This window comes from Serratia sp. TMDUHS_CL (genome assembly GCF_037137105.1).
In the GTDB taxonomy this organism is placed as follows: domain Bacteria; phylum Pseudomonadota; class Gammaproteobacteria; order Enterobacterales; family Enterobacteriaceae; genus Serratia; species Serratia nevei.
This window is the reverse complement of sequence record NZ_JBBBDV010000001.1, coordinates 397,689-415,087: the sequence shown is the minus strand read 5'-3', so window position 1 is coordinate 415,087 and position 17,399 is coordinate 397,689. Positions and strand designations below refer to the sequence as shown.

The following is a 17,399-nucleotide window of genomic DNA, read 5'->3' as shown; positions in this document are numbered from 1 at the left end:
GGGAAATTCGCCGCGCACCGTTCCCCTGCCGCGCCTTTTGCGCTACCTTGGTAGCACCGTTTTATTGCCATGATTTTAAAGGTGAAACATGCTTTATCTGATCTACGCGCAAGACGTCCCCAACTCGCTGGAAAACCGTCTGGCGGTGCGCCCGGCACACCTGGCGCGCCTGCAGGCGCTGCGCGATGCCGGCCGCCTGGTGGTCGCCGGCCCTAACCCGGCCATCGACAGCAACGATCCCGGCGCCGCCGGCTTTACTGGTTCGACGGTGATCGCCGAATTCGAGTCGCTGGCGCAAGCCCAGGCCTGGGCACAGCAGGATCCCTATATCGCCGCCGGCGTCTATGCCGACGTGACGGTGAAGCCGTTCAAACAGGTGTTCTGATCTCCAGCCCTCCCAATACCGGGAACGCCCGTTCGCGCGCCGTTCCCGGATCAATGCGTGCTCTCACCCTAACCCGTCGGTAGAAAAAATGCTCTCCCTCCAGGGGGCGTAACGCCGCCCGCCTATACTCTCCTGAACCCGCGGCATCGCCGCGAACTCAGGAGATCGACCGATGCGACTCGACGTACACGCCCACCTGTGGAGCACAGAGTATCTGGATCTTTTGCAAGCGCATGGCGTGCATGAAGTTGCCGCCTATCGGCACCTGGGCGCCGGCCGCACCGAGCGCGAGCTCGACGCGCGTTTCGCCCTGCTGGATAAGGCCGGCATCGACATGCAAATCCTGTCGGCGACGCCGCTGTCGCCGCATCTGGAAGACGAGCAGGCGGCCGTTGATGCCGCGCGCCGGATCAATGATGAATATGCGGAGCTGGTAGCGCGTTATCCCACTCGTTTTCAGGCTATCGCTTCCTTGCCGCTGCCGCATATCGACGCTGCGTTACGCGAGCTTGAAAGGGCCTTTACCCAGCTCAATATGCTGGGCGCCTGCATCACCACCTCAGTGCTCGGGCTGTCTATCGCCAACCCGCTGTTCGAGCCGCTCTATCAGGAACTCAACCGCCGCCACAGCGTGTTGGCCATTCATCCCGCCGGCCGCGGCGCGCACTCGCCGCTCATCGCCGACTACGCCTTGACCTGGTCGATCGGCGCGCCGATCGAAGACACGGTCGCCGCTATGCACTTTATCCTCAACGGCATCCCCCAACGCTTTCCGGAGATGAAAATCATTGTGCCGCATCTGGGCGGCCTGCTGCCGATGACGCTGGAACGCCTCGACCAAACCGTCGCGTGGGAGGCGCCGAATACGCCGGAACCCCCGAGCCGCGCTGCCCTGCGCATGTGGTACGACACGGTAGGCCACGATCAGGTGCCAGCACTGCAAGCGGCGGCAGCGACATTCGGCGCACAGCGGCTGCTGTTCGGCACCGATTTTCCGTTCCAACCGGGCGACCTGTTTCAAACCACGGTGGACTACATCCGGCGAGCGGGTTTGCCGGAGGAAGAGGTGAACGCCATTTTGGATCGCAATGCGGCAGCGCTGTTTGGGCTGGGTACAAACTGACACGCCAATGCTCAGTGAGCCCCTGTGCCGCCCATCAGGTGTCGTGCGCCGCGTTATATGACCAGTTTTCCCCGCACCACCACCTTGCCCGGCTTGATCTCGGGGTCGGCAATGCGGCGGATCGCCAGATTCAACGCTTGCCAGGCGATCTCTTGCAAATCGTGTGACACGCAGGGGAAATGAAAACCGTAGATCTCGGCATGTGAAACCTCATCGATGCTGAACAGCGACACGTCCTGCATCAACGGCAGCCGATGTTCGATACAGGCCTTGATAATACCCAGGGAGATCTGGTTATTGCAGCCAACGAAAAAGTCCGGCGCGCGGTTATTGGCCAGCCAACGGCTCGTCTCTTGCCAGGCGACATCCATAAAGAAATCGGCATACAGCACTTCAAGCGACGCTACCTTGCCTTGTAATGCCGCTTGCAAGCCAGTGACCCTGTCACGCGCCACGTTGGAGTTTTCCGGCCCGGAGACCACCACCACCCGCTGCGCCTTCTGTTCCAGCAGCCAGCGCCCCGCCTGGAGGCCGCAGTCCAGGTTATCGATATACACCCCGCTGCAGTGGCGATTGTCCAGCTCCCGGTCGATCAGCACCACCGGAATATTCAAGGTTTCCAACCGTTTTAGGTAGGAAGGCTGGTACAGATGATCGTTGGAAATGACCGAGAGAATGATCGCATCGACGTTGTAGCCAATCAGTTTGTCGATGATTCTGTCTTCGCTTTCCTGAGACTCATAGGAGTCGAACACCAGGGTGTCATATCCCATTTTTTGCGCTTCAAGCGTCATCAGCCGCGTCAGGCCGCCAAAGAACGGGTTGGCCATATCAGGGTTGACGATGCCGATGGTTCTGCTGCTTTTTGCCCGCAGGTTGCGCGCCGCGGCATTGACCACATAGCCGAGCTCGGCAGCGGTCTCCCGAATGCGGAGCAGCGTTTCCGGATGAACCTTGTCCGGCTGTGAAAATGCCCGCGACGCGGTGATTTTACTGACGTTTGCCTGTGCGGCGACGCTAGCCAGCGTCGCTTTCCGTCCTCGATCCCCTGCCAAATGCAGCTCCTTAGCCTGAAGGTATCATTTTGTATCATTTTTAGCATCATGACAGAACTTGGTTCCTGGCGCTAATGGTTTACGCCGGCAAGACGATTAATCCGGGGATCGGTAAAAATATCCAGCTCATCACGGCTCTCGGAAGAGAACTCGGACACCACGGCGCCCTGCTCGCCAGCCTGGAACCAGTGCCGGGTATTGGGCGCGATGGTATATTGCTCGCCGGGCCGCAAAAGGATATAGCGATTGCAGGTATACCACGGCTCCGCGCCCTCGGGTACCCGGCATACCGGTTCGCCGCCGGCGTCATTAAGCGTCAGGTTTTCATCATCGACAAACAGGAACACCGCGCCCCAACGGCAGCGGAAAGTCTCTTGCTTGCCGGGCGTGCCGGCGAAAGGAGGATGCAAATGTTCCGGGCAGGTTTGCCCCGGAAACAGCACCAGCTCTTTCGCACAATACCGCGGTGAGTTGACGTAGGTCAGCAGCTGCAGCCCTGACACGGGATAGTCGGCCAGGCCAAATGTTGCAATTTCAATACGTTGCTGCTCTTCATCGGTCAGGACAATGTCCGCCTGGCGCAAATATCCCAGCGTAGCGGCTCTGGCGCTTTGGTGTATCTTCATCATTTCCCCCTGCAAAGTAACGGTATCGATATCAACGCGCTGATATTAAAACCGTCATTGCCCCGCCGATTTTGTGATCGCTATCCCCATATTGAATAACAACCCACCAGCAAAATTAACCACCGTCGAGTAATTCCAACATTGATCACAGTTTAACCACTCGCTTTGGCCCAATATCGCCTCACTAAAATGATACCGTTACCATAAAAATGATTCACCAGGAGGCCATATGAAAGCATTAGTGTTGGCGAAGGCGGGAGAAATCGCTATCGAGGACGTCCAGCTTGCCGAGGCGTTGGGGCCCGATGATGTACAGATAAAAATTCATTCCGTAGGCATTTGCGGCAGTGATGTGCACTATTACCAGCATGGCCGCATTGGCCCGTTCGTGGTTAACGCCCCGATGGTGCTCGGCCATGAAGCCTCCGGGGTGGTGCTCGCGACAGGTAAAAACGTCACTCACCTCAGCGTCGGCGATCGCGTTTGCATGGAGCCCGGCATTCCCGATCTCAACTCTGCCCAGACGCGCGCCGGTATTTACAACCTTGACCCGGCCGTTCGCTTCTGGGCGACGCCGCCGGTGCACGGCTGCCTGCGCGAAACCGTCATCCACCCTGCCGCCTTCACGTTCAAATTGCCGGACAACGTCAGTTTCGCTGAAGGCGCCATGGTGGAACCCTTGGCCATCGGCATGCAAGCGGCCACCAAAGCCGGGATCAAACCCGGCGATATCGCCCTGGTGATCGGCGCCGGGCCGATCGGCGTGGTCACCGCCCTCGCGGCGCTGGCGGGCGGCTGCTCGGACGTCATTATTTGCGACCAGTTTGACGAGAAACTCGCCGTGGCGGCCAGTTACGAGGGGCTGCACGCCGTCAATATCAAAACCGGCGACCTGGCGGGGAAAGTGGCCACGCTCACCAGCGGCAATGGCGCCGATGTCGTGTTTGAATGCAGCGGCGCAAAACCGGCTATCGCAACGCTGGCCGAACATGCGGCGCCAGGGGCGACCGCGGTGCTGGTCGGCATGCCGATCGATGCCGCGCCGCTGGATATCGTCGCCGCGCAGGCCAAAGAAATCACCTTCAAGACCATTTTCCGCTACGCCAACATGTACCCGCGCACGCTGCGGCTGTTGAGCAGCGGCAAGTTGCGCGTCCAGCCGTTGATAAGCCAAACCTACAAGTTCTCCGACAGCGTGGCCGCCTTCGAGCGCGCGGCGGCGGGACATGCCTCGGACATCAAAATCATGCTGGAGATGGAGTAATCCTATGACGCTCTATGCTGGCATAGACTGCGGTACGCAAGGCACGAAAGTCGTGATTGTCGACAGCACACAGGGCGCGATCCTCGGTGAGGGCAATGCCCCTCACCGTCTCATCAGCCAAGCCAATGGCCGGCGCGAACAGGAGGCCGACTGGTGGATTGAGGCGTTAGTCATCGCTTTTCGCCAAGCCGTGACTAACGCTGGCGTTGATGCGCGGGAGATTCATGCTCTGGGGGTATCGGGCCAACAACATGGGTTTGTGCCGCTGGACGCAGACGGCAACGTGCTGCACAGCGTCAAGCTGTGGTGCGATACCGAAACCGCGGAAGAAAACGCACGGCTCCTGCAACAGCTCGGCGGCGCCAACGGCTCGCTGGAAACGCTCGGTTTGCGGCTCGCCACCGGCTATACCGCGTCAAAAATCCTTTGGTTCAAGACGCACCATCCGGCGCTGTGGGCAAAACTGCACACCGTGCTGCTGCCCCATGACTACTTGAACTTCTGGCTGACCGGGGAGCGCGTAGCAGAATATGGCGACGCTTCCGGCAGCGGGCTGTTCGATGTACGCACCCGTAGCTGGAGCAAAACCGCCGTCGAGCTCATCGATGACAGCGGCCGCCTGTGGCAAGCTTTGCCGCCGCTCAAAAGCGCGGAGTGTTGCATCGGCACGGTGCGCCCCGCCGCGGCGGAAAAACTCGGCCTCGGCCCAACGGTGCGGGTATCGACCGGCGGCGGCGACAACATGATGGCGGCCATCGGTTCCGGCAACATTGAGGCCGGCACCCTCACCCTGAGCCTGGGCACCTCCGGCACGCTGTTCGCCTGGTCTGCTGCCCCCGTCGCGGCGGAATCGGACATGATTGCCGGCTTCTGCTCCAGCACCAACGGGTGGCTGCCCTTGATTTGCACCATGAATGTCACCTCGGCCACCACCGCCGTGCAAACGCTGCTGGATGAAGATCTTGCCGGCTTTAACGCGTTGTTGGCGCAGGCCTCGCCCGGCGCAGGCGGTGTCGAGATGCTGCCGTTCTTCAATGGCGAACGCGTTCCGCCGCTGCCCCACGCGCGCGCCAGCCTGCATAACCTCGACAGCGACAACTTTACCCGCGCCAATCTCTGCCTGGCGGTAGTCGAAAGCGCCACGTATGGGTTGCGCTATGGCATCGAGCTGTTTCGCCGTCAGGGCATCGAAGCGCGCGAAATCCGCCTCACCGGCGGCGGCGCCCGCAGCGCCGCCTGGCGACAAATCGTCGCGGACGTGATGGGGTGCCCGGTGGTCTGTCTGAAAGCCAAAGAGACCGCCGCGCTGGGCGGCGCCATTCAGGCGATGTGGGCGACGATGTTGGCCGACGATCCGCGCCGGAACGCCGGCGCGTTGCTGGCCGAACTGTGCCAACGCTTCGTTGCGCTGGATGAGGCCACGCGCACACGGCCAAACGCCGGCAGACAGGCGCAATACGAGACGCTTTATCAACGGTACCTGCAACGCTTGCAGCAGACCTACCCGGAGGTACAACTGTGACGCAAGATCCCCATACGCCAGCGCCCGCCTACCTGCTGGAGGTCAGCGGCGTCAAAAAAGCCTTTGGCCCGGTCGTGGCGCTCAAGAATGCGGAGTTTTGCCTGCGGCGCGGATCCATCCATGCCCTGTGCGGCGGCAACGGCGCGGGTAAGTCCACCTTTCTCAGCATTCTGATGGGCTTTATTCAACCCGATGGCGGCGACATTTTTATCAATGGCCAACGCTGCGAATTTCATCACCCTCGGGAAGCCCTCAACGCCGGCATCGCCATCGTGCAGCAGGAACTGAGCGCGATCCCGGACCTGACGGTGGCCGAAAACATTTGGCTGGGCCGCGAGCCGAGACGCTTGGGGTTCGTCGACTTCGCAACGCTCAACCAGCGCACAACCCGCCTGCTCAAAGAACTCGATTTCAAGATCGACGCCCGAGAAAAAATGCGCAACCTGAGCGTCGCCGAGCAACAGCTGGTCGAGATCGCCAAGGCGCTGTCGCATGCCAATGCCGACATCATCATCATGGATGAACCCACCTCGGCGATTGGCGAAGAGGATGCGCAGAAAATCTTTCAGACGCTTCAGCAGCTGGCGGCGAAAGGTAAAGGCATTATCTACGTCTCTCACCGTTTGTCAGAGATATTCCAAATCGCGGACAGCTACACCATCTTCCGCGACGGTGCCTATATCCATGAAGGCTATATCGCCGACATCACCCGTGAACAGCTGATCGAACACATTATTGGCGGTGAGTACGACAGCGAGTTCGCCAAATTCAATCAGCCCGGCGAAGAGGTCTTGCTGGAGGTCAACAACCTGTGTTGGCGCAGCAAGATAAAAGATATCAGCCTGCAGCTTAAGCACGGTGAGATCCTGGGCATCTATGGGCTGGTGGGCTCGGGGCGCAGCGAGTTTCTCGATCTTATCTTCGGCATTCAGCATGCCGACAGCGGCACGATCCGCTTGGGTGACAAGACGCTGAACCGCCACTCTCCGCGCAAGGCCATCGACAGCGGTATTGCCTACGTAACGGAAGATCGCAAGGAAACCGGCCTGGTGCTGTGCCGCTCCGTCAGTGAAAACATCAATATCGCCTCTTTTGCCGCCATCAGCCGGATGGGGTTTGTCAGCGAAAAACGGGAGCAGGCGCGGACCCGCGACATGATCCAGCGCTTCAACGTTAAAACCCATGACGGCGAACAGCCGGTGGGCAACCTGAGCGGCGGCAACCAGCAAAAGGTCGTGCTGGGCCGTTGGGCGCTGCTGGATCCGGAGGTTTTGCTGCTCGACGAGCCGACGCGCGGTATCGACGTCGGGGCCAAGAAAGAGATCTATCGATTTATGTCGGAGTTCGCCTTGCAAAACAAAGGGATCATCATGGTTTCCTCCGAGCTTTCGGAAATTATCGGCATGAGCGATCGCATATTGGTGTTTCGTGATGGGCAGTTGACCGGCGAGCTTTCGGCAGCCGATGCGACTCAGGCAGCACTGATGAAACTTGCGGTTTAACAGAGAGAGAAAAAAAATGAGCAGCGCCCACTCCTTATCACCAGGAATTTCATTTTTCACCCGCAATAAGCGCCGCATGCACAAATACGGCATTATCATCGCCTTTTTCGCCCTGTGCCTGACCGTGGCGCTGATTGGCGAATATCAGGTCGCTCAGGGGGCCTGGAGCAGCAACTATTTTCTCAGCAATGAAAACACCCTGATCGTCCTGCGCCAGGTCTCGATCAACGGTATTCTGGCCATCGGCATGACCTTCGTCATTATCACGGCCGGTGTCGATCTCTCCGTGGGATCGGTGCTGGCGCTAAGCGGGATCGTCGCCGCCCGCTTCGCTACCAACAACAGCGGATTGGCTATCGGCGATACCGCGACCGCCGTCATGGCGCCGCTGATTGTGGCGCTCGGTATCGGCATCGTTTGCGGCCTGGTGAACGGCACCGTGTTAGCCCGCTACCGCCTGCAGCCGTTTATCGTCACCATGGGCATGCTCTCCGCGGCGCGCGGTTTAACCATGTTGACCACCAACGGCAATCCGGTATCGCAATTGAACAGCGATTTCCGCTGGTTGGGCAATGGCTATGTCGGCGGCGTTCCGGTGCCCGTCATCATCTTCATCGTGCTGTTCGCCCTCGCCTGGCTCGTGCTGAATAAAACCCTCTTCGGGCGCTACATCTACGCCGTCGGCGGCAACCCGAAAAGCGCGCGCACCTCGGGGATTAACGTCACCCGCATCAAAATACTGGTGTATACGCTGTGCGGCGCGCTGGCCGGCATCGCCGGCCTGATCCTCACGGCGCGCACCGGCTCGGCGCAGACCAACGCCGGTGCTGGGTATGAGCTGGACGCCATCGCGGCGGTGGTGATCGGCGGCACCAGCATGGCCGGCGGCGTCGGTACGCTGGTCGGCACCTTCTTCGGCGTGCTGATTATCGGGGTGATGAATAACGGCCTCGATCTGCTCGGCGTGCAATCGTATTACCAACAGATTATCAAAGGCGCATTGATCGTTCTTGCCGTCTTGCTCGACCCCTCGCGTAAGCAACAGCGCGATTAATAACATCAGACCCAACTCTACCAGGAGAAAACCATGAATAAGACCAAGATAGCGTTGTTTGCCTCAGCCATGATGCTGGGTAGCCTGTCGGCAGCTCAGGCCGCCCCGGTTAAAATCGCGGTATTGATGTACGGCAACAAAGCCGAGTTCGTGCAATTGATGGAAAGGTTCGGCAAGGAACACCCGGCGGTGAAAAGCGGCGAAGCCGTGCTGACCTTCTACGATGGACGTTATGATGCATCGGTGCAAAACGATCAGGCCGCCACCGCTATCCAGACGCGCGCCGATGCCATTATCGTCAACCCTATGGATTTTGAGGCCAATATCGATATCGTCACTAATGCCAACGAAGCCAAAATCCCGGTGGTGGTCACCAACGCGCGCCTGAACACGGACGCGATGACGTCTGAAGTGGTGTCTAATGACGAGTTGGGGGGGTATCTGGAAGCCAAAGCCGTCCTGGACAAACTCGACTGCAAGAACCACAAGGTAAACGTGGTGATTATCGAAGGCCCGAAAGGCGGCAGCGGCGAGATCCAGCGCGGTAAGGGCAACGATAAAGCGATTGCCGAGTGCGGCGCCGGCCAGGTCACGGTACTTGAGCGCAAAACGGCCAACTGGTCACGCGCGGAAGCGCAGCCGCTGATGGAAAACTGGCTGCAGAAACACCGGGGTAAAATCAACGGCGTGATCGGCCAAAATGACGAGATGGCGCTGGGTGCTATCGAGGCGATCAAAGGCGCCGGCCTGAATGTGAAAGACTTCGCGATTGCCGGCGTTGACGGCGTTTCCGACGCGATTCATGCGGTGCAGGCCGGTGAAATGGTCTCTATCCTGCAAGATGCCAAAGGCCAGATGCAGGGCTCCATCGACGTCGCGCTGCGCGCCGTAAAAGGTGAAAGCTATCAACCTCAGTCGGATATCTGGAAGCAGTACGCCAAGGATCTGAAATGGGAGGGCGGCACGCAGAAGCATTACTACATTCCGTGGACCGTCGTTACCGCAGAGAACGCCCAAGCGCTGTTGGACGCACGCAAATAATCCCCCCGCCCCCTGGTTCCAGGGGGCCCTGCTATGGCACTTGTCTGCAAAAAAAAAGCCAGCACGGAGTGGCTGGCTTAAAGGTTCTTCGAGGGAATATCTTGTTCGATAAACATACGCCTTTCGCCGCCCCCTTGACTAACTATCAGTGTGATAGGCGCCACCGTCTGAGACTATTTTTTGCCGTTGCATGGTAAACCGCCGCCGCTGACCTACACTTGAGCCGTAGTCAAAATGCAGTTACGGGTCGTTTTTATCTTCCAAAAGGAATAATTATGAAGGCAACTAAATATCTCTTGGCACTGCTGGCGTTCACCTCATTCTCTTCCCTGGCGGCAATTGAAATCACTCGGGAAGAGGCGGCGAAACATACCGAGATCGGTCCGGTGACCATTTCACAAGACGGCGACGACACCGTGGGGATCGACCATGCGCGTCTGTCGAAAGCGGTAGATGAAAAAGGCGGTAAGTATTACGTCATTATCGGTCGCGAGGGGAAAACCACCTTCGAAACCATCAATGCGATAGCCTATAAATAATCAGGCTTAGCCCGCGGCAGGCTGCTCCTGCCGCTTGTCCCTGCGTTTACTTGTCGCCGCCCGTCAATATCAATGCCTGCATATCGGCGAACATCGTTTCCCATTCCGCCTGGTCGATATCCATCAAACCAAAGTAACGCAGCATAAAGGCGCCTTCGGTGGCGAGAAACGCCAGGCGCGCGCGCTTGCCTTCTTCGGTCGTCAAATCCAAACCGGCGATGCGGCTGCGATACCACTCGCGCGTGCTCGCCAGATGCTCCGGCGTTTGAATCAACGTCGCCATCAGCCCGGCGGCCTTGGCGCTGGAGGTCTGATCCGAACTGTGGGTGGCCAGCATATGCGCCCGCACGGCGGTCGGCGGCGAAGGCTCGTCGCCGGCGATCGCCGTGAACAGCGTCTCATAGGCACTCCCCCAGCGATCGAACATGGCATCGATAAGGGCGTCTTTGCTGCCGAAACAATACTGCACCCCGCCCTTGGAGATCCCCATCGCTTTGGCGACGGCGTCGATGGTCAAGCCGGCGGCGCCCTGGGTGGCGACGATCTCTTCGGCGGTGTCCAAAACCTTGTCGCGATCGATGCTGCGTTGACGTCCCATTAAGAAACCCTTCTTTTCAATACGAACGTATGGATATATATTATCATCAGTATACCACCCGGCATCGCCGGTGGGTTACCCCAATGGCTGCGCCTCCGCGCCGCCCACGTTAACTGGATATGAATTATGTACGCCAAGAACCGCTGGTTGATCCTGACGATGGTCGCCAGCGCCCTTTTCCTGATCGTCATCGATATGACGGTGTTATATACCGCCCTGCCGCGCTTAACCCAGGCGCTGGACGCCAGCGCCTCGCAAAAACTCTGGATCGTCAACGCCTACCCGCTGGTGGTGGCCGGCCTGCTGCCCGGCGCCGGCATGCTGAGCGACCGCATCGGCCATAAGCGGCTGTTTCTCGCCGGGCTGCCGGTGTTTGCCGTCGCGTCGCTGTGCGCCGCGTTCTCGCCCACCGCCGAGTGGCTGATCGCCGCCCGGGTGTTCCTCGCCGTTGGCGCGGCAATGATGATGCCCGCCACGCTGTCCATCGTGCGCCACGTCTTTACCGACGAACGCGAACGCGCGCTGGCAATCGGCATCTGGGCCTCGGTGGCCTCCGGCGGCGCGGCCATCGGCCCGGTGGTCGGCGGCCTGCTGCTGGAGTATTTCTGGTGGGGGTCGGTGTTCCTGATCAATGTGCCGGTCGTACTGCTGGTCTGGCCGCTGGCGTGGAAACTGATCCCGCGCTGCGGTGGCGATAACCCGCGCCCTTCGGACATCGTCGGTTCGGTGCAGATCATGATGGGTCTGGTCGGCGCCATCTATGCGCTGAAGGAGCTGAGCAAGCCGACGCCTGATGTGAGCGCCTTGCTTGTGGCGGCCCTGATCGGCGTGTTGTTCCTGGTGCTGTTCGTGCGTCGTCAGCAGCGCAGCGCCCACCCGATGATCGATTTCTCCCTGTTCCGCAACCGGCTGTTCGCAGGCGGCATTGGCGTGGCCCTGCTGTCGATGGTGGCGCTGATCGGCGTCGAGCTGGTGCTCAGCCAACGCCTACAGCTGGTGCTCGGCCTCAGCCCGCTGCAGGCGGCGCTGTTTATTTTGCCGATCCCGCTGGCCTCGGCGCTGGCGGGGCCCGTAGCCGGCCTGCTGTTGCCGCGCTACGGCGAACGCAGCATCATCCTCGGCGGCTTTGTCCTGACTACCCTCGGCATCGCCGGTCTTGCCGTGTGGTACCAGAGCGGCATGGCGCCGCAATTGGTCAGCCTGGCGCTGGTGGGCTTTGGCCTCGGCGGCGTGATCACCGCCGCTTCTACCGCCATCATGCTGAACGCGCCGGAGGAGAAGTCCGGCATGGCGGCGTCCATCGAAGACGTCTCCTACGAACTGGGTGGCGTACTGGGCGTGACGCTGCTCGGCGGGTTGATGACGGCGGTTTACAGCCACAGCCTGGCACTGCCGGCGGAGCTGCCGGTTAGCGATTTGGCCTACGACAGCATCGACGAAGCCCTGCGGCTGGCGGCCGGGCTGGCGGCCGATCGCGCGCAGCAGCTGACGCAGCTGGCGCGTCTGGCCTTTGATCGCGCGTTTATTACGGTGCTGATCGCCGCCGCATTGCTGATGGCGCTGGGCGCCGGCGCGGTGAAACTGGCGCTGCGCAAGTAACCGATAAAAGCGGCTTTTTTCGCCTGCGGATCCTGCGTAAACTGATTCGGCAATTTGCTCGACGGATTTATCGTCATCGGTTTTAGCGATGGCAATAATGCCTGTTATCGTGTTTAACCCTGCGATAAATCCGGTTACTGTAACAGCTATGGAAATTGATTCTGTCTACTATCGGAACAAATAATCAGGAGAAGATTATTATGGCAACGGCAAAGAAAGCAGCGAAAACCCATATCGGCCTCGACAGTAAACAATCGGCAAAACTCGCCGAGGCGCTGAACGCGCTGTTGGCGAACTATCAGGTGCTGTATATGAACGTGCGCGGCTATCACTGGAATATTACCGGCCCGCAGTTCTTTGAGCTGCACGCGAAATTCGAAGAGACATATAACGATCTGCTGACCAAGGTGGATGAGCTGGCGGAACGTATTCTGACGCTGGGCTCGCAGCCGCGCCACGCTTTCAGCGACTATCTGAAAACCGCCGACATCAAGGAACACACCAACGTGACCGATGATAAAGGCACGCTGCGCGGCCTGTTGGAAGGGTATTCAATCTTGCTGCAGCAGCAGCGTGAACTGCTGACGGTAGCGGCAGACGCCGGTGACGAAGGCACCGCGTCGCTGATGAGCGATTACATCAAAGAGCAGGAAAAACAGGTCTGGATGCTCAACGCCTATCTGGGCAAATAACCCAGGCGCCATAACAAAACAGTCCCTCACGGGACTGTTTTCGTTTTACCACTCGCAGGATACCGCAAACAGCAGCGCGCGCCGATGCTGATCGTCCAGGCGGCGCCGCACCCGGATAATATGGCGATTGCTGCACGACTGGCGTTCCAGCCAGCGATGCCGGCGGCGTTGGCTCTGCCGCAACATGCGCCAGCGGCCCACTTCATTTCTACTGCGTCTCATAATTCCGTCACTCGTTCGTCTAATGCCAACCGCGGGCATTATAGCCCTTTCCGTCCGTGATCCAAGCCGCAGTTATCGGCGGCACAGCGGGCGCCCCGCGGGCAAAAGCCGCCCTTTCATTTTCAGCAAGTGCCTTAACTTCATCATATTTATGTAACATAAGCGCCGATAAAAGGTTTCGCCTTGACCGATCTGTGCGTACACTCATCATTGGTGGTTTGCGAACGGGATTTTTCGCCTTTATGACAACATTTTATACCGTAATCAGTTGGCTCATGGTGTTCGGCTACTGGCTGCTGATCGCCGGCGTGACGATGCGCATTTTGATGAAACGCCGCGCGGTTCCCTCTGCCATGGCCTGGCTGCTGGTTATCTACATACTGCCGCTGTTCGGCATCGTGGCCTATTTATCGTTCGGCGAGCTGCATCTGGGCAAGCGCCGGGCCGAGCGCGCCAAGGCCATGTGGCCGTCAACCGCCCGCTGGCTGAAAGAGCTGAAAGAGAGCCGCCGCATCTTCGCCACCGAGTACAGCGAGGTCGCCGAACCGCTGTTCCAGCTGTGTAACCGCCGCCAGGGCATCGACGGCGTCAAGGGCAACCAGCTGCAGCTGCTCACCACCACCGATGACACGCTGAAAGCGCTGATCCGCGACATCGAACTGGCGCGGCACAACATCGAAATGGTGTTCTATATCTGGCAACCCGGCGGCCTGGTCGATCAGGTGGCCGAATCGCTGATGGCCGCCGCCCGACGCGGCGTACACTGCCGCCTGATGCTCGACTCCGCCGGCAGCCTGCAATTTTTCCGCAGCCCCTACCCGGCGATGATGCGCAACGCCGGCATCGAAGTGGTCGAGGCGCTGAAAGTCAACCTGCTGCGCGTATTTCTACGCCGCATGGACCTGCGCCAGCACCGCAAGGTGGTGCTGATCGACAACTACATCGCCTATACCGGCAGCATGAACATGGTCGATCCGCGCTACTTCAAGCAGGATGCGGGCGTCGGCCAATGGATCGATCTGATGGCGCGCATGGAAGGCCCGGTGGCCACCACCATGGGCATCGTCTATGCCTGCGACTGGGAGATTGAAACCGGCAAGCGCATTCTGCCGCCACCGCCGGACGTCAACATCATGCCGTTCGAGCAGGAAAGCGGCCATACCATTCAGGTGATCGCCTCCGGCCCCGGCTTCCCCGAGGAGATGATCCACCAGGCGTTGCTGACCGCGGTCTATTCCGCCCGCGAGCAGCTGATCATGACCACGCCGTACTTCGTGCCAAGTGACGATCTGCTGCACGCCATTTGCACCGCCGCCCTGCGCGGCGTCGAGGTCAGCATCATCGTGCCGCGCGACAACGATTCGATGATGGTGCGCTGGGCCAGCCGCGCGTTCTTCTCCGAGCTGCTGGAGGCCGGGGTTAAGATCTATCAGTTCGAAGGCGGCCTGCTGCATACCAAGAGCGTGCTGGTGGACGGCCAGCTCAGCCTGGTCGGCACCGTCAATCTGGACATGCGCAGCCTGTGGCTGAATTTCGAAATCACGCTGGTGATCGACGATGACGGCTTCGGCAGCGATTTGGCCTGCGTGCAGGAAGATTACATCGCCCGTTCCCAGCTGCTGAACGCCAAAGAGTGGCTGAAGCGGCCGTTCTGGCATCGCCTGGTCGAGCGCCTGTTCTACTTTTTCAGCCCGCTGCTGTAAAAGCCGCGCCGAGCGTGCTTTAATAGCGCCAAATCATTTGTTATCAGGATTTTTTTATGGATTTGAATAACCGCCTTACCGAAGACGAAACGCTGGAACAGGCCTACGACATCTTCCTCGAATTGGCCGGCGACAATCTGGATCCGGCGGATATTCTGCTGTTCAACCTGCAGTTTGAAGAGCGCGGCGGCGCCGAACTGTACGATCCCTCCGAAGACTGGAGCGAGCACGTGGATTACGACCTGAACCCGGACTTCTTCGCCGAGGTGGTGATCGGTCTGGCGGACAGCGACGGCGAGCCGATCAACGACGTGTTCGCCCGCGTGCTGATCTGCCGTGAGAAAGACCACAAGCTGTGCCACATTCTGTGGAAAGAGTGATTCGCCGTTAGCGCATCGGATAAAAAAAGCCCCGCTCATTCAGCGGGGCTTTTTGTTGCCGACTAGCGGCACATTACAGCGGATCGACCTTCAGGCAGGACACCGCGTGGCGGAAACTGCCCTCCAGCAGCGGACGCGTCTTGGCGCACTCCGGCCCGGCGATCGGGCAGCGGGTGCGGAACACGCAGCCGGTCGGCGGGTTGATCGGCGAAGGCAGCTCCCCTTCCAACAGCTGGATCTGCTTCTCCTTCTCCTTGTCCGGATCCGGGATCGGCACCGCCGACATCAGCGCTTTGGTGTAAGGGTGCTGCGGGTTGTGGTACACCTCGTCATAGGTGCCCAGCTCCACCGCATGGCCCAGATACATCACCAGCACGCGATCGGAAATGTGCTTCACCACCGCCAAGTCGTGGGCGATAAAGATCAGTGACAGGCCCATTTCGCGCTGCAGCTGCTGCAACAGGTTCACCACCTGCGCCTGAATCGATACGTCCAGCGCGGAGACCGGCTCGTCGCAGATCACCAGCTTCGGCTCGAGGATCAGCGCGCGTGCGATGCCGATACGCTGGCACTGGCCGCCGGAGAACTCGTGCGGGTAGCGGTTGATCAGGTTAGGCAGCAGACCGACCTTCAGCATCATTGCCTTGACCTTGTCCTTCACTTCCTGACGCGGCATTTTCGGGTAGTAGGTGCGCAGCGGCTCGGCGATGATCTCGCCGATGGTCATGCGCGGGTTGAGCGAAGCCAGCGGATCCTGGAAGATCATCTGGATATCGCTGCGGGTTTTGCGCCAGTCGGCGTCGCTCATGCCCAGCAGATCTTTCCCCAGCCAGGCGACGCGCCCGCTGGTGGCTTTCACCAGGCCGATGATGGCGCGCGCGAAGGTGGATTTGCCGCAGCCGGATTCGCCGACCACGCCCAGGGTTTCCCCCTCGAACAGCCGCAGCGTGACGCCATCGACCGCTTTCAGGGTTTTCGGCGGCTGCCAGAACCACTGTTTATCGTCATGAATGTCGAAGTGCACTTTCAGATCGGCCACTTCGAGCAGCACTTTCTTGTCGGTTACCGCTGTCATACCAACGCCTCCACCGGTTTAAAGCAGGCGCGCAGGCGCCCTTCCCCAAATTGCTCCAACGGCGGAGCGCTCGCGCACTGCTCCATGGCGTACGGACAGCGCGGCTGGAACGGGCAGCCTTTCGGCAACCGCAGCAGGTTCGGCGGGTTGCCGGGAATGGTCAGCAACGCTTCGCCTTCGGCATCGAGACGCGGCACCGCGTTCAACAGACCGATAGAGTACGGGTGGCTCGGCTGGTAGAACACCTCGCGCGCACTGCCGTATTCCATGGTGCGGCCGGCGTACATCACCAGCACCTTGTTGCAGATGCCGGCCACCACGCCCAGGTCGTGGGTGATCATGATGATGGCGGTGTTGAACTCGCGCTTCAGCTCGTTGAGCAGCGTCATGATCTGCGCCTGAACGGTAACGTCCAGCGCGGTGGTCGGTTCGTCGGCAATCAGCAGCTTTGGCCGACACAGCAGCGCCATGGCGATCATCACGCGCTGGCGCATGCCGCCGGAAAACTCATGCGGATACATGCGCATGCGCTTGCGCGCTTCCGGCATTTTCACCGCGTCGAGCATGCGTACCGACTCTTCAAAGGCTTCGCTTTTGCTCATTTTCTTATGCAGCATCAGCACTTCCATCAGCTGTTCGCCAACGCGCATATAAGGGTTGAGCGAGGTCATCGGGTCCTGGAAGATCATCGAGATCTCTTCTGCCCGCAGCTTGTTGAGCTGATTTTCCGGCAGGTTGAGGATTTCACGGCCGTTGAATTTGGCCGAACCGCCGATGCGGCCATTGCTGGCCAGCAGGCCCATCAGAGCGAACGCTGTCTGCGATTTACCGGAGCCGGACTCACCGACGATGCCCAGCGTTTCCCCGGCGCGCAGGTCGAAGTTCAGATCGTTCACCGCCGTCACGTCGCCGTCCGGGGTGGAGAACGTAACGCGCAGGTCTTTCACGTCCAGCAGCGGCGACGTTTTGACCCCGGCGCCGGTTTGCAGTTGAGGATGTTCAATGGTGCTCATGATTGC

The 17,399-nt window shown here is 59.7% G+C and carries 18 protein-coding genes; 12 read left to right on the top strand and 6 right to left on the bottom strand.

Annotated features, from left to right (window positions below; genetic code table 11):
* The first annotated feature begins 88 nt into the window (after positions 1-88).
* Both WCL58_RS02060 and WCL58_RS02055 read left to right on the top strand, forming a co-directional pair.
* Positions 89-385: a YciI family protein gene (locus WCL58_RS02060; protein WP_033634770.1), complete on the top strand. Its 297-nt coding sequence runs from the start codon at positions 89-91 to the stop codon at positions 383-385.
* A gap of 172 nt (positions 386-557) precedes the next feature.
* Positions 558-1,508, top strand: a complete 951-nt coding sequence (locus WCL58_RS02055) for an amidohydrolase family protein (protein WP_336850380.1) — start codon at positions 558-560, stop codon at positions 1,506-1,508.
* 53 nt (positions 1,509-1,561) lie between these two features.
* Here the strand turns inward: WCL58_RS02055 and WCL58_RS02050 are convergent, their stop codons facing one another.
* On the bottom strand, positions 1,562-2,563 hold the full coding sequence (locus WCL58_RS02050; RefSeq protein WP_336850379.1) for a LacI family DNA-binding transcriptional regulator: 1,002 nt from the start codon (positions 2,561-2,563) through the stop codon (positions 1,562-1,564).
* Positions 2,564-2,634: 71 nt separating this feature from the next.
* A complete protein-coding gene (locus tag WCL58_RS02045) occupies positions 2,635-3,189 on the bottom strand; it encodes a D-lyxose/D-mannose family sugar isomerase (protein WP_080432897.1) in 555 nt (184 codons plus the stop codon).
* A gap of 229 nt (positions 3,190-3,418) precedes the next feature.
* On the opposite strand from WCL58_RS02045, the gene WCL58_RS02040 reads away from it, so the two are divergent.
* The 6 genes from WCL58_RS02040 (at position 3,419) to WCL58_RS02015 (ending at position 10,111) form a co-directional block, all read left to right on the top strand.
* Positions 3,419-4,453 carry an NAD(P)-dependent alcohol dehydrogenase gene (locus tag WCL58_RS02040; RefSeq protein ID WP_060423792.1) on the top strand — a complete coding sequence of 345 codons (1,035 nt, stop codon included), beginning with the start codon at positions 3,419-3,421 and terminating at the stop codon, positions 4,451-4,453.
* A 4-nt stretch (positions 4,454-4,457) separates the two neighbouring features.
* Positions 4,458-5,975, top strand: coding sequence for a xylulokinase (gene xylB / locus WCL58_RS02035; protein WP_197784511.1), 1,518 nt, complete (start codon positions 4,458-4,460; stop codon positions 5,973-5,975).
* Positions 5,972-7,477, top strand: coding sequence for an ATP-binding cassette domain-containing protein (locus WCL58_RS02030; protein ID WP_197795009.1), 1,506 nt, complete (start codon positions 5,972-5,974; stop codon positions 7,475-7,477). The genes xylB and WCL58_RS02030 overlap by 4 nt, the downstream gene beginning before the upstream one ends.
* A 76-nt stretch (positions 7,478-7,553) precedes the next feature.
* Complete coding sequence (locus WCL58_RS02025; RefSeq protein ID WP_369819331.1) at positions 7,554-8,531, top strand: ABC transporter permease; 978 nt, start codon at positions 7,554-7,556, stop codon at positions 8,529-8,531.
* Between the two features lie 33 nt (positions 8,532-8,564).
* Positions 8,565-9,572: a substrate-binding domain-containing protein gene (locus WCL58_RS02020; RefSeq protein WP_060423804.1), complete on the top strand. Its 1,008-nt coding sequence runs from the start codon at positions 8,565-8,567 to the stop codon at positions 9,570-9,572.
* Positions 9,573-9,847: 275 nt separating this feature from the next.
* The gene (locus WCL58_RS02015; protein ID WP_019452732.1) at positions 9,848-10,111 is read left to right on the top strand and encodes a hypothetical protein; all 264 of its coding nucleotides are present in this window, start codon (positions 9,848-9,850) and stop codon (positions 10,109-10,111) included.
* Between the two features lie 46 nt (positions 10,112-10,157).
* Here WCL58_RS02015 and WCL58_RS02010 read toward each other — a convergent pair whose 3' ends face one another.
* A complete protein-coding gene (locus tag WCL58_RS02010; protein WP_060439804.1) occupies positions 10,158-10,709 on the bottom strand; it encodes a TetR/AcrR family transcriptional regulator in 552 nt (183 codons plus the stop codon).
* A gap of 126 nt (positions 10,710-10,835) precedes the next feature.
* Here WCL58_RS02010 and smfY point away from each other — a divergent pair, with 126 nt between their 5' ends.
* Positions 10,836-12,308 (top strand): multidrug efflux MFS transporter SmfY, encoded by a 1,473-nt coding sequence (gene smfY / locus WCL58_RS02005; protein WP_038877262.1) that lies wholly within the window; start codon positions 10,836-10,838, stop codon positions 12,306-12,308.
* A 200-nt stretch (positions 12,309-12,508) separates the two neighbouring features.
* Complete coding sequence (locus tag WCL58_RS02000) at positions 12,509-13,000, top strand: Dps family protein (protein WP_004932132.1); 492 nt, start codon at positions 12,509-12,511, stop codon at positions 12,998-13,000.
* 45 nt (positions 13,001-13,045) lie between these two features.
* On the opposite strand, the gene WCL58_RS01995 is transcribed toward WCL58_RS02000, so the two are convergent.
* Positions 13,046-13,222 (bottom strand): YciY family protein, encoded by a 177-nt coding sequence (locus tag WCL58_RS01995; RefSeq protein WP_025159792.1) that lies wholly within the window; start codon positions 13,220-13,222, stop codon positions 13,046-13,048.
* A gap of 242 nt (positions 13,223-13,464) precedes the next feature.
* On the opposite strand from WCL58_RS01995, the gene cls reads away from it, so the two are divergent.
* Positions 13,465-14,925 (top strand): cardiolipin synthase, encoded by a 1,461-nt coding sequence (gene cls, locus WCL58_RS01990; RefSeq protein WP_038877257.1) that lies wholly within the window; start codon positions 13,465-13,467, stop codon positions 14,923-14,925.
* Positions 14,926-14,981: 56 nt separating this feature from the next.
* Entirely contained in the window at positions 14,982-15,305 is a 324-nt protein-coding gene (locus tag WCL58_RS01985; RefSeq protein ID WP_004932139.1) for an HI1450 family dsDNA-mimic protein, read from the top strand.
* A gap of 73 nt (positions 15,306-15,378) precedes the next feature.
* Here the strand turns inward: WCL58_RS01985 and oppF are convergent, their stop codons facing one another.
* Together oppF and WCL58_RS01975 are read right to left on the bottom strand one after the other, a co-directional pair.
* Complete coding sequence (oppF, locus tag WCL58_RS01980) at positions 15,379-16,380, bottom strand: murein tripeptide/oligopeptide ABC transporter ATP binding protein OppF (RefSeq protein ID WP_025303071.1); 1,002 nt, start codon at positions 16,378-16,380, stop codon at positions 15,379-15,381.
* Positions 16,377-17,393, bottom strand: coding sequence for an ABC transporter ATP-binding protein (locus WCL58_RS01975; RefSeq protein WP_033634782.1), 1,017 nt, complete (start codon positions 17,391-17,393; stop codon positions 16,377-16,379). The genes oppF and WCL58_RS01975 overlap by 4 nt, the downstream gene beginning before the upstream one ends.
* Positions 17,394-17,399: the final 6 nt, after the last annotated feature.